Below are 13,053 nucleotides of genomic sequence, written 5' to 3'. Positions count from 1 at the left end.
AGGAGGTCATTTATGAAGAAGGATAGATGGCATGGGATAGATATCGATCAGTTGCAGTCGAATGAAGAGGGTGAAAGAATCGCCTTTGACGAAAAGGGCAAGGAGATCTACCACGCGTATCCGGATGGTTCTTATAAAAAATGGTCCTATGACGATGTCGGGAACGAAATCTACTTTGAGTATTCCAATAAGGAACACTACTGGTCTAAAAAGCGATACGACGAAAAGGGTAACATCATCTATCATGAAGATTCTCACGAGTACTGGGAAGAACATACGTATGATGACAGTAACAACCTTATTTTCTATAAGGACTCGCTAGGGCACTGGGAAAGATGTGTCTTTGACCAGCATGGCAATGTGATCAGCTTTGAGGATGCCGAAGGTGTTTATGAAGAATACAGCTATAATGATCGAAATGAACGGACGGAGACGATCGTGCTTAAAAAAGCAAGAAAGACTAGCGACTAAAGTGGTTGATTGAAAAAAACTTCAATGTAAATTGAAGTTTTTTTCAATTTATAGCTTGTTCAGTTTTAATGATCCCCCCTTGTATCAGTGAAATGCCTAAAATGATGTCAGAATTTTCTGGCACGCGACTTGCAATATCTATTACTATCTAAATAAGGAGGAGATTAATTATGAAAGTTAGAAAACCGCATTTTTATGAGGCGCTATTGTCATTTGGCTGCCTGATGCTCGTGATGGGGGTAGGTATTGCAGTGTTCGGTGCCAATCCTCACATCCCGATGCTCATCGGGACTGCAATCGCGGCTGTCATCGCGCTGAAGATCGGCTATGACTGGAAAACGATTGAGGAAAGCATGTTTGATGGTATCAGGCAGGCGCTTCAGGCTGTCGTTATCCTAGCCATCATAGGTGTATTGATTGGAATTTGGATCTTATCGGGTGTTGTACCGTCGATGATTTACTATGGGCTAAATATTTTGACGCCTAAGATCTTCTTAGTCGCCGCTGTCATTATCTGTTCAATTACATCTTTAGCTACAGGAACATCATGGGGAACTGCAGGTACGATCGGTATCGCGCTTATGGGGATTGCCCAAGGAATGGGAATACCTGCGCCTGTTGCAGCTGGTGCGATTATTTCGGGGGCTTATTTCGGCGATAAGATGTCACCGCTTTCTGATACGACCAATCTAGCTCCTGCGATGGCTGGAACGGATGTGTTCACCCATGTTAAATTCATGCTAAGACCGACGATCGTGGCCTATACGATCACGCTTGTGTTCTTCGGCATCATGGGCGTGAAATATGGTGGGGCCAGCGCTGACTTGTCTGCGATCATTACGATGAAGGAAGGGCTTATGGCGAACTTCACCATATCTCCTGTGCTGCTGATCCCACCGATTGCAGTTATCGTGGCTATCTCAAGAAAAGTACCTGCGATTCCTGGCATCTTCTTAGGAATCATCTTAGGAGCGATTTTGGGTCCGATCATGCAAGGTGTCGATTTTGGACAGATACTTTCTGCAGCATATGATGGATTTATCAGCGAAACCGGCGTTGAAGCCATTGATGACCTGTTAAGCGCGGGTGGTCTTAGCAACATGATGTACTCCATTTCACTTACGATTCTTGCAATGATGTTCGGTGGAATAATGGAAAAAACGGGTCAGCTTGAAGTAATCGTAGAAAAACTTCTAAAGGGAATCAAAACAGCTCACGGTCTGGTCGTCTTGACCATCGCCACTTGTTTCGGAAGTAATCTGACAATGCCCGAGCAGTATATCGCTATCGTGCTTCCGGGGCGCATGTATGCAAAGGCTTATCGTGAAATGGGCTTGCATCCCAAGACGCTGTCGAATGCGCTTGAATCTGCCGGTACGTTGACATCGGCACTGATTCCTTGGAACACATGCGGTGTTTTCCTGCTAGGCGTACTGGGAGTGTCCACACTTGAGTATGCGCCATACGCAATCTTCAATTATACGATGCCGCTGGTTGTCATTGTAATGAGTTATTTCGGTCTTGTAATCGCAAGAATCGAAGATGAACCGGATACGGTTTTGGAATCGGCTTAAATCAAATTATGTTATACTTGTAATGGAATCGGCGCCTGCTGATTCCATTACTTATTTTATTGAAGCGGCACAAACTAGAGGTGAAAAACGGATGAAACTTAAAATACTGACACTCATAGTCACATTCATCATGATGTTCGGCTTGTTTTTCAACCAGTTGATCCATCTTGAATACGATGTTTCCATCTTTGAATATATCTATTATTCATTGCCGCCTAGTGAAGACGATTTAGAGTACCTTCAAGCTAAATCGAAACTCATTTATGGGGGCAATATCAGCGAACCGCCACTTGGAATTATGGAGTCGGAATCCGGACAGTACATGGGGCTTGTGGTCGATTACATGAATGCGATCTCCATTCAACTTGGCGTGCCGATCCTTTCTAAGCCGATGGTTTGGAATGATGCGCTAGAGGCGCTGTCACAAAAGAAAACAGACTTATGCGATATGGTTCCTTCGGTCTCAAGAAGTGAATTTTATGATTTTTCAAATCCCCTTTACGATCTTAAAGGGGCACTTGTAGTCAAGGCGGGGACTGAGGAAGAAGGGCTCGCCGAGGCGATAGGTGGAAAAACGATCGCTGTTCAAAAAGGGGATTATTCCATAGAGGTGATAAGGTCCAGATACCCTTTGGTGGATATCGTAGAAACCGATAATGTCGGAGATGCTCTGGTGCTCCTTCAGAATGACGAGGTACAGGCCGTGCTTGGTGACGAACCGGTGATCTGGTATTACCTTAATGAATTGTCGGTGCTGAATCAGTTTGTCTTCATCAACGAATCCGTCTACGACCAAAGCTGCTCGATTGCCGTTCCAAAAGGTGAAAAAGAACTTCTAAGGAGTGTGAACAGGGCGATCTTCGAATTAAGAAAAAATGGAACTCTCGACAAGATCAATCAGAAGTGGAGCGGTTATTCACTTCTTCTTAATAGAAATACCGATACTGAAAAATTGAAAGTAGGAATCTTCATGATTACCGCCCTTCTAGGAATTTTTCTGAGCCTGATCATGTACGGTAACATGAAGCTTAAATCACTGGTCCAGTTCAAAACCAGAGAACTGCAATTCGCATTCGACAGCTTAAAGAATTTTATGATTGTGATTGATGAAAACAAGCTGATTACGAATGTAAATCTAGCGCTTGTGAATTACCTAAGTGTAAGGAAGGAGTCGCTGCTTGGCAAGCACACCTATGAGATCGATCTGTTGAACCGTGCCATGATGGCACTTGCGAATGACAGTAATTGTGAATTTCAGTGCGAGGGAAGACTCTATCAGGTAAAGTTTGAGCATGAAAGAATGCTGTTAATCAGCGACATAACCTATGATAAGATTAAGGAACAGCAGATGATCCATAGCAACCGCATGGAAGCTATCGGGCAACTTGCTTCGGGTGTCGCCCACGAGCTTCGAAACCCGCTTGGGGTGATAAGAAATTCGACATTTCTGCTAAATGATATGGTCACAGACAGCGACCCGGTGGTTGTAAAATCGATCAACGCCATCAATTCATCGGTCTTAAGAGCGAGTAGGATCATTGACAATCTACTCAAGTTTTCAAGGTTTGATGGCGTCGAATCCGCTGAAATCAATGTGATACCTATCATTGAGGAGATTCTTGAATATTTCAGGACAACTAACAAGAATGAACACATCTCCTTTGAACTGATCTGTGAACCGAGCCTGATCTTTCGAACGAACGAGCACTCCTTAAGGCATGTGATCATCAACCTGGTGAGTAATGCCTGCGATGCGCTAAAGGGAGCTGGCGAGGTCAAAATCACCTGCGACCTTCATGAGGAAGGTGGCATTCAGATCACAGTATCCGATAATGGAATAGGGATTGAGCCAAGCCATCTTAGCCGGCTGTTTGATCCGTTTTATACCACGAAGGCGCCGGGTGAAGGCACAGGACTGGGACTTTATATCGTATATACAGAACTAAAAAAAATAAATGGTGCCATAAAAGTTGAAAGTGCTCCAGAGTGTGGTTCAACATTCATTATCACGTTAAAAGAGGCAGTGTAAGGAGTAATGGAATGACTAACTTGATGAAAATATTGATCATCGACGATGAGCTGGACTTTAGTGAGTTGTTGAAGATCATCCTTGAAAGAAGAGGGTATTCGATTCGCATCGCCGAATCGGGTGAAGAAGGAATTCGGCTGATCGATCGGGAAAGCTTCGACCTGGTGCTTTCAGACCTTAAAATGTCTGGAATGTCGGGTATGGATGTGTTGAGTTACATCCAGGAGAAGGACGATTATGATGATTTTAGACCACACTGCATCATGATCACAGGTTTTGGTAGTATCGAAAACGCAGTGGAGGCAATTCGAAGAGGAGCTTTTTCTTACTTTATCAAGAGCAATAATCCCGAAGAGCTTATTTTTGAGATCGAAAAGGTAGAAAGCCTCCGCTCGCTGAAGCGTGAGAATGAGCTGTTGAAAAAGGAGTTTGCTCAGACTGATTTTATGTTGAGGTCTAAGAGCGGCGTTTTTTCAAACACGATCAAAGCTGCTGAAAAAGTCGCTCTGACGGATGCCAACGTTTTGATCTTAGGTGAGTCGGGAGTCGGTAAAGAGGTGATCGCCAGATACATTCACCTATGCAGTAAGCGAAAGCACGAGGTATTCCTGCCGGTGAACTGTTATGCGTTCTCGGAGTCCATGATCGAGGCTGAGCTCTACGGCCATGAGAAGGGAGCCTTCACTGGATCGATGAATACAAGAATCGGTCGATTCGAGGCTGCCAACAAAGGCACCCTGTTTTTAGACGAAATCGGAGACATTCCACTTTCGACTCAGATCAAGCTGCTCAGAAATATCGAAACCAAGGAGATTGAACGTATAGGAAGCAATCAGCCGATCGCAACGAATTTTCGACTGATCAGCGCGACAAACAAAAACCTGGAGCAAAGTATCCTAATCAAGGAGTTTAGGGAGGATCTATATTACAGGATCAACACGGTGATACTGGAGATGCCTCCGCTTAGGGATAGGAAAGAAGATATCCCCTTACTTATCGACTACTTTTTTACAAAAGCGAAATTTGAAATGAAGAAGAAAACATTGGGTTTGACAGATAACCTTTTAGATATACTGGTTGAGTACAACTATCCTGGCAATATCAGAGAGCTTAAGAACATTATCGAACGCCTACTTGTCTTTAGTGAGGGTGATTATCTGACGGTTGATGACTTGAATAGAAACCGAATCATCCCCTCGGCGGATTATTCAAGTAACGGGATAAAAGAATCCCAGGCTTCAACAGATGAAACCCTAAAGGGTGTGCGGATGCAGGCCGAGAGGGAACATATCACAAGCATTCTCGAGAGGGTGGGCAATGATATGGACAAGGCGGCAGAAATACTTGCAATCAGTTCGAGGCAGCTTTACAACAAAATCAAGGAGTTCAAGGGATTAGGCTCATAAAAACGCATCGTCACCTTGGGTTTTGTCGGCAGTCTTTACACGGAGCGTTTACCAGTGTCCTTTGAGCTCAATTTTGATGTGTAATCGTCATCTAAGTATGGTAATTATAATAAAAAGCGATTATATGATATAGTGATTTTGCGGACTTTGGAGTAGATGGTCTTAACGATAAGGGATGATGGGAATGGATAGAGATGCCTGAAAAAAGTAAAAGAAGAGAAGCCAATAGGTTAAAACGAAGCCAGTTTTTAAGCGATGCGGAAATCTGGTGGGATAAACTTGATAATACAGCACATATTTTTCCTGTAATCGCAGGTGAAAAGATGTCCAATGTTTACCGCATGAGCATGGTTTTAAAGGAGGAAGTCGATCCTGAAAAGCTTCAGACGGCCTTGGATATGATCCTGCCTCAATTCAAAGGATTTAATGTGAGGCTGCGTCAGGGTATTTTTTGGTACTATTTCGAGAAAAACGGAAAAGCGGCACCTAGGGTCAAGGAAGAGTCCACTTACCCATGCCGCTATATCGTACAGAACAAGAATAAGCATTATCTATTCAGAGTGAGTTACTATAAACGAAGAATCAACCTAGAAGTCTTCCATGCCTTGACAGACGGAATGGGCGGAATGAACTTTTTAAAGGAGCTGACCTACCAGTACCTGAGACTTGTGCATCCCGTTCTACGTGATAAGCTGACAGATGCTCTGAGCAGCGACACGTCGATGAACAGGGAAGACAGTTTTTTGAGTAACTTTAAAAAGATGCCTGTAAAACGTTACCAGTCGCAAAGGGCCTATCTTATGAAAGGTTCCAAACTGAAAAACGGTGAGTTTGGAATCATTCACGGTTACATGAATGTCGGACAACTAAAGGAAGTATGCAGGAAATACGGCGCGAGCATCAACGAATATCTGGTTTCGGTGTTCGCATGGAGCATCTACATGGAATACATCAAGGGGCAGATCGAAGACAAACCGATCCGAATCGCCGTGCCGGTCAATCTGCGAGGATACTTCGATTCCATTACAACTAAAAACTTCTTTGTCATGGTTTCTGCCGAGTTCAAGGCCGACAAAGAAAACTACGGATTTGAAGAGATAGTGGAAGTCATTAAGGAAAGCCTCAGGGGACAGATCACTAAGGAACGCTTGGAAAAGATCATTTCTTACAATGTGTCCAATGAAAAAAATCTTCTGATGCGGGCTATTCCGCTCGAAATCAAGAAGCTTGCGATCTATTATGTCTATAGGCTCGCCGCACGTGCAAACACTTCTACGGTATCCAATATCGGAAACATCGTGCTTAAGGAGGAATATGCGCCTTATGTTGAAAAAATCAACGCCATCGTAGCCATGTCCAAAGGGCAGAACCTAAAGGGTTTGATCTGCTCTTATCAGGATACGCTGGTATTTACCTTCAGTTCCTATTTGGCAAACCCATCCGTTCAGCGCAGGTTTTTTAGAAAACTTGCGCAGGAAGGCATCGAAGTGTCGATAGAAAGCAATGGTGCATATTATGAGTAGATGCAATCAGTGTAAATTGGAGATAAAGGATGAAGTTACCCTATGTCCACTTTGTAAATGCGTACTGGAAAAGTCACAAGATGTTGAAAATATGTATCCAGATGTGAGGTTGATCTCGAAAAGACTTCATTTATGGGTTAGAATCTATGCGTTTGCAGCGATTGTGGCTGAAACGCTATTGATGTATCTTAACTACAAGACATTTGAAGGATCGCTCTGGTCTGTGGTCACAGGAGTGGTGCTCTTTTATGTCTTTATCGTCTTTAGGCTTGCCCTGAAGGATGATTTTGAGTATGTCACAAAAACAATCATGCTGATCCTTACTGCTATTTTAGGAATCATCCTCATCGATGTGCTGACCGGATTCGATGGATGGTCATTGAACTATTTTCTACCAGGGGGGATCATTCTGCTTAACACAGGCATTGTGGCGATGATGTGGATCAACTGGCGTAACTGGCAAAGTTATATGATGATCGAGCTGCTTGCCATCCTTTGGAGCGCCTTGCCGTTTATTCTTCATAATATGGGTTATCTCACCAATATCAATATGAGTCTCATTGCTTGCGCCTATTCGGTCTTCTTATTCCTTGGAACACTGATTATCGGTGGACGGCGGGCACTGACAGAATTGAAACGTAGATTTCATGTGAGGTGACTATATGTCAAAAGGTAAGATCAGCATCAGGGGGAAAATCGCTCATCGCATGATCACGAAGATCACTTCAAGCCGTCTATTCGGTAAGAAAGTGAGAAGGGGAGAGCATCTTACCAAAGTGGATGAACCTCAGTGGAAATGCCCTCGAGGCTATGAGTGCGAGATTATCGTTCGAGAAAAGTTTATTCTGGAGTTTATAAAAAACTACCGGCATAATCAAAAGCGTGTCGTGCTTCAACTGCATGGAGGCGGTTATATCGGTAGACTTAGAAACGTACACCGCAATATGGCCAAACTATACAGTGAGTATGGAAACGGAATCGGCGTGCTTACTCCCGATTATCGTGTCGCTCCGGACGATCCTTATCCTGCGGCGCTGGAAGACGCGCTGGACTCTTATGAGTGGCTTTTGCAAAACGGATACAGTGAAAATCAAATAATCGTAGCAGGCGACTCGGCTGGAGGTGGTCTTGCGATGGCGCTTTGTTTGTATCTGAAGACGCAGGCTAGAAAGCTACCTTGCGCGATTATCGCCATGTCGCCATGGACGGACATGACCGCCAGCGGGAAGTCGTACGACTTTAATTTTGAAAGAGATCCCTTGTTCGGCAATACAAGGGATTCGGTGCTTTACAATAGGGACTATCTGGGTGATGAAAACGAGGAAAAACCATATGTCTCACCGATGTTTGGCGATTTTTACGGATTTCCGCCTATGCTCATACAGGCCGGAAGTTATGAAATGCTCTTGAGTGATTCGATCAATGTCGCTAAAAAGGCGAAAGAGTCCGGTGTGAGCGTCAAGCTTCATATCTATGAGGGGATGTTTCATGATTTTCAAATGGCAATGGAGTTTCTCCCCGAAGCTAAGATGGCCTGGACAGAAGTAGGGGAGTTTATCGACTCGCTTGTCGAATAACAGTGGTTAAGCTTCATCGGTATAGTATTTCGATGAAGTTTTATGATGATATGACAGAGGTAAGGTAATTGAAAAAGTTTAAACGAATTTTTATTGAGATCTCAAATGTTTGCAATCTTGCTTGCAGTTTTTGTCCACCATCTGACAGGGAGGGCAAGACCATGTCTGCAGATGATTTTGAGACGGTGTTAAAAAAATTAGAGGGACATGGGGAACATGTCTATTTGCATATAAAAGGAGAGCCGCTGCTTCATTCCGATTTTAAGAAGATACTTGATCTATGCCGAGTTTATAAGAAAAAAGTGAATATCACAACCAATGGTACATTGCTTGATAAAGAAGGACAGGCGATTTTAGATAATCCAGCGGTACGGCTTGTGAACATTTCGCTTCAGAGCTTCGAAGAAATGGACAACGAATCCTCTTATGAGGCTTATCTGAAAAAGGTGCTTAGTTTTGTAAAAAAAGGACTGCGAGACACAAAAATTCTCTTTGACCTGAGGTTATGGAACTTTGACGACAGTAGTCTTACTGCAAGCAAAGAAAATCAAAGGATGCTGGATCATATCGAGGCTTTCCTGGACTTGCCGGAACCCATCACGGTTACTGATTCTAAAACAAAGGGAAATAAGCTCAGCAGTAACGTTTACATCAGCAAGGGATCTGAGTTTGAATGGCCGAGCATGAATCGCGAAGAGGTTGCCACAAGGGGGACCTGCTACGGGTTAAGGCACCAGATCGGCATACTGTCCACTGGCGTCGTTGTTCCATGTTGTTTGGATGCTGAAGGCGCTGTGCCCCTAGGCAATATACTAGAGGATGATTTTGAGAACATTGTCACATCGGATAGGGCGACAGCAATAGCTAGAGGCTTTGAAAACAATAAATTGGTGGAAGCGCTGTGTAGGCGATGTGCTTACAGAGAACGGTTCTTCTAAAGGAGCATAGGTCTTTTAAATAAAGGATCTGTGCTCCTTTTGTCATACCCTATGTTTGCTAATAAATGCTTTTTTTATGGATTTAGCGGGTATACATGCATCAAGGTGAGCTAGAAGACCTGTTATTGGAGGACGTGGCATGAGAACGATTCACGAAAAAATAAAAAGCATATCAAAAGATATGAGCCTGCGTCAGAAAATAATGGTTATGATTTTGAGCATCTTGGTGGTCATGTTCGCGTTAATCACCTATTATAAGATCAGCAGTGCGACAAAAAATATTACAGCTGACTTTGAGATGAAGGTGTCATCTACTGGCAACCTAGCTGGGGTGGCCTTATCCGATGTCATGTGGAACTACGACATAAAAGGAACTGAAGTGATTGGTGAATCCCTGCTGATTGATCGTGAAGTCGCCTTTGTTTTGATATCGAATGAAAACGAAATATTTAAGAAGATATTGGATGGACGCATGTATTCTGAAAAATACATCAGGACAATGCAAGTGCCTATTTTAAAAAACGATCGTGAAATTGGTCTTGTAACGATCGGTTTTACCGATTACTACAGACACAAAGCCATCTGGCAAGAAGTCCGGGCGACGTTTTTCATACTTGTCCTTGCGGCCGTGTTCATCTGGGGGATGATCGTACTGCTGATCAGAACGCTTGTGATCCCGATCAAGCAGCTGGAACTGGGCGCAAAAAGGTTGGCGAATGGAGATCTTTCTGAACGGATCGAGGTGGAATCGAATGATGAGCTTGGCGCGCTGGCAATCGAATTCAATCTGATGGCAGACAGTTTGCAAATCATGATAGCTGAACGTGATGAGGCGCTACAGGAACTGACGGTTTCTAAAGAGGAGATAAGACAGTCCAGGGATGATCTCGAAATCAAGGTTGGGGAACGTACGATGGAGTTAAGTGCGATGAATCAGGAACTTATCGCCATCAATAATGAACTGGCTAGCACTGTCGACACTCTGCAAGAGACGCAGTCGCAGTTGGTTCAATCAGAAAAAATGGCTGCTCTGGGGAGTATTGTGATTGGAATCGCACATGAGATAAACACTCCGGTTGGGGTGTGCCTGACTGCGGCATCCTATATGGACGAGATTAGCAGAAACGCCAAAAACAAGTATGAGCTATCGACCTTGACCAAATCAGCCATAGAGGAATATTTCACTCAATCGGTTGAGGCATCCTCTCTCATTCTTGTCAATGCTGAAAAGGTAGCCGTACTCATCGACAAATTCAGAAGGATATCAACCGAGCAATCCATCGATTTCAAACGGTATTTTAACGTTAAAGAGAACCTGCTTCTTATAGCGGATACTTTGAGACCTATGCTGGTTAACAGCAAACTCACTCTACGAGTGGAATGTGATCAAAACGTAATGATTGAAAGCTATCCAGGGACGCTTTCTGAAATTTTGACAGATTTGGTGACCAATTCAATTACACATGCGTTTGGACCTGATGATGTAGGGGAAATTATAATTGACTTTGAAAGGCAAGAAAGCACCTGTGTTTTGGCTTTTTCTGATAATGGATGTGGCATGGAATCCTCAGTGAGCGATAAGATATTCGAGCCGTTCTTTACAACAAGACGAGGAGCATTAGGTGGCTTAGGACTGGGACTTCACATCGTTTACAATTTAGTGACGCTGCGACTTAACGGAACGATTGAATGCAGTTCTAAAGTAGGGGAAGGTACGACTTTTATCATCAAGTTCCCAATGGATGAAGAGGAAAAGGTGAACTGAATGAAAATCAATCGAATAATTGTGTTTTGTATATGCTTGCATTTGATCGCCAGTCTTGTCGGTTGCTCTGAAAAGGGGACAACAGATAATTCTGTGCATAATGTGACTGAGGGGGTTACCGAAGAAGTAGAAGTTATTGATGATGTGACGAGTAAGAAGGTAATCAACGTTGTCGCAAGCACGTGGGAACCGTATGAATATGAAGAGGACGGTGAGGTGAAAGGTATTGGCCAGGATGTTATTAAAGAAGCGTTCGAGCGTATGGGATACGAGGTGAAGGTACAGTTTGTCCCTTTTAAGCGCGCTCTCGAGTTGATTGAACTTGGGCAAGCCGACGTGCTGACCAACGTGAATAAAACGGCTGAAAGAGAGACGTTTGCGACATTTTGTAATGTTTCGGTCTTAACTAGCCAAACCAACCTATTTGTTTTGAAAAATTCAAGGATAGAGTATTCGGGAGATATTTTGGCTATGAAGGGATATACAATAGGTATCAATCGAGGGTATACCCATGGAGATATTTTTGATCAGGCTGTTAAGGATGAATTCTTGACTGTCGAAGAGGCTGAGGATACTGAGCATAATTTATTGAAGCTAATAGACAAACGGATTGATATACTAATGGAGAATAAGTTATCTGTGCAGGCGCTTGCCAAAAAACTCGGATTGCAAAATGACATTAAGTTCTTGGAACCTGAATATCGTACCGCAAACCTTTATACGATGTTCAGTCCGAAAAGTAGTGTTATAGAGCTTATAGATGAGTTTGATGAAAAGCTAATCGAACTCAGAGAAGATGGAACGCTTCAGAAGATTTTGGACAGTTATGTAAATTGATCTGTATAGGACAAGTGGTAACTGGGCAAATTAAATTTATAAATAATGGTTGACGGATGGTAAAACACGAACTATACTTAGGTAATACTAAAAAAGGAGGAATACCATGTTTAAATTTGACTTAACTAATCAGAAACTAGTTCGTTTGAATTCAAAAATGCTTTTCACAAATGCAAATAGACATGTTTGTCATGTTCCTCTTATCATAGGCTTTGTCAATACAAGAACGTCGGTATGCTGTACCGCTGTTTTATGAACGCACACATAATGGTCGCGTCATAAGGCGCAATGAATAGCATAGTGAAATTTAGGATATCCAGATCCCTTGTACTGATTAAGTATAAGGGATTTTTTATTGTTTCGCAAAATATGTAAAATATATGTTATAATGGCATTTAAATTCATAAAATGAAAATAGTATAAAAAAACGCTTGACAGTCGACTGGTTATCGAGGTATGATGATTGTGATGGCGAAAACGATTTACGGACATTAAGCGCTGATTCATATGAAAAGTTCGTATATTTTGAAATCAAAAGTAAGGAGAGGCTTCTGTGGCGAAAAACAAAGCAGTACTGAAAGCAGCAGGCGACAATGGCAATAAGATGATTATTGACACAAAAAAACTGATGATGAATACTACCGGAAAATTAGGTGCTCACGAAGGCCAAGTGAAATCGGGTTGCGGAGTACATCAGTCAAAAAAGCACTACACAAGAAAATCGAAACACAAAGAGCTTATGTACAACTGATAGCATATCATGTCAGTGATGGATTATCAGTTGTACATAAGCAACAAGAAGGTTGGACATACTCCTATAAAGTCCTAGGCGATCATGCTTTGTTTTAGAGCGATTGTCAAACACCGTGATGAGTGCGGTGAATAAAACAGAATGGGTAGGACAGACCGCTACAAAGTCCTAAACAAGATATT

Annotated in this window: 11 protein-coding genes; all 11 read left to right on the top strand. The window is 42.8% G+C overall.

The window, feature by feature from the left end; all coding sequences use genetic code 11:
• The first annotated feature begins 12 nt into the window (after positions 1 to 12).
• The 11 genes from DWB64_RS13715 to DWB64_RS13665 all read left to right on the top strand — a co-directional run bounded on the left by DWB64_RS13715 (position 13) and on the right by DWB64_RS13665 (position 12,871).
• Complete coding sequence (locus DWB64_RS13715; protein WP_129488819.1) at positions 13 to 471, top strand: hypothetical protein; 459 nt, start codon at positions 13 to 15, stop codon at positions 469 to 471.
• 170 nt (positions 472 to 641) lie between these two features.
• A complete protein-coding gene (nhaC, locus tag DWB64_RS13710; protein ID WP_129488818.1) occupies positions 642 to 2,045 on the top strand; it encodes a Na+/H+ antiporter NhaC in 1,404 nt (467 codons plus the stop codon).
• 91 nt (positions 2,046 to 2,136) lie between these two features.
• Positions 2,137 to 4,074 (top strand): ATP-binding protein, encoded by a 1,938-nt coding sequence (locus DWB64_RS13705; RefSeq protein WP_164980421.1) that lies wholly within the window; start codon positions 2,137 to 2,139, stop codon positions 4,072 to 4,074.
• An 11-nt stretch (positions 4,075 to 4,085) separates the two neighbouring features.
• Positions 4,086 to 5,480 (top strand): sigma-54 dependent transcriptional regulator, encoded by a 1,395-nt coding sequence (locus DWB64_RS13700; RefSeq protein WP_243118988.1) that lies wholly within the window; start codon positions 4,086 to 4,088, stop codon positions 5,478 to 5,480.
• 194 nt (positions 5,481 to 5,674) lie between these two features.
• Positions 5,675 to 7,003 (top strand): hypothetical protein, encoded by a 1,329-nt coding sequence (locus DWB64_RS13695; protein ID WP_129488816.1) that lies wholly within the window; start codon positions 5,675 to 5,677, stop codon positions 7,001 to 7,003.
• Positions 6,996 to 7,661 (top strand): DUF6320 domain-containing protein, encoded by a 666-nt coding sequence (locus DWB64_RS13690; protein WP_129488815.1) that lies wholly within the window; start codon positions 6,996 to 6,998, stop codon positions 7,659 to 7,661. The genes DWB64_RS13695 and DWB64_RS13690 overlap by 8 nt, the downstream gene beginning before the upstream one ends.
• Before the next feature lie 4 nt (positions 7,662 to 7,665).
• Positions 7,666 to 8,580, top strand: coding sequence for an alpha/beta hydrolase (locus tag DWB64_RS13685; protein WP_129488814.1), 915 nt, complete (start codon positions 7,666 to 7,668; stop codon positions 8,578 to 8,580).
• A gap of 68 nt (positions 8,581 to 8,648) precedes the next feature.
• Positions 8,649 to 9,518, top strand: coding sequence for a radical SAM/SPASM domain-containing protein (locus DWB64_RS13680; RefSeq protein ID WP_129488813.1), 870 nt, complete (start codon positions 8,649 to 8,651; stop codon positions 9,516 to 9,518).
• Between the two features lie 139 nt (positions 9,519 to 9,657).
• Positions 9,658 to 11,283 carry a sensor histidine kinase gene (locus DWB64_RS13675; protein WP_129488812.1) on the top strand — a complete coding sequence of 542 codons (1,626 nt, stop codon included), beginning with the start codon at positions 9,658 to 9,660 and terminating at the stop codon, positions 11,281 to 11,283.
• On the top strand, positions 11,284 to 12,120 hold the full coding sequence (locus tag DWB64_RS13670; RefSeq protein WP_129488811.1) for an ABC transporter substrate-binding protein: 837 nt from the start codon (positions 11,284 to 11,286) through the stop codon (positions 12,118 to 12,120). It abuts the gene before it with no gap.
• Between the two features lie 553 nt (positions 12,121 to 12,673).
• Entirely contained in the window at positions 12,674 to 12,871 is a 198-nt protein-coding gene (locus tag DWB64_RS13665; RefSeq protein ID WP_129488810.1) for a hypothetical protein, read from the top strand.
• Positions 12,872 to 13,053 lie beyond the last annotated feature (182 nt).

It is taken from the genome of Fusibacter sp. A1, from assembly GCF_004125825.1.
Lineage (GTDB): Bacteria > Bacillota > Clostridia > Peptostreptococcales > Acidaminobacteraceae > QQWI01.
Note: the sequence above shows the minus strand (reverse complement) of the source record. Positions and strands in the feature narration are given on the sequence as shown.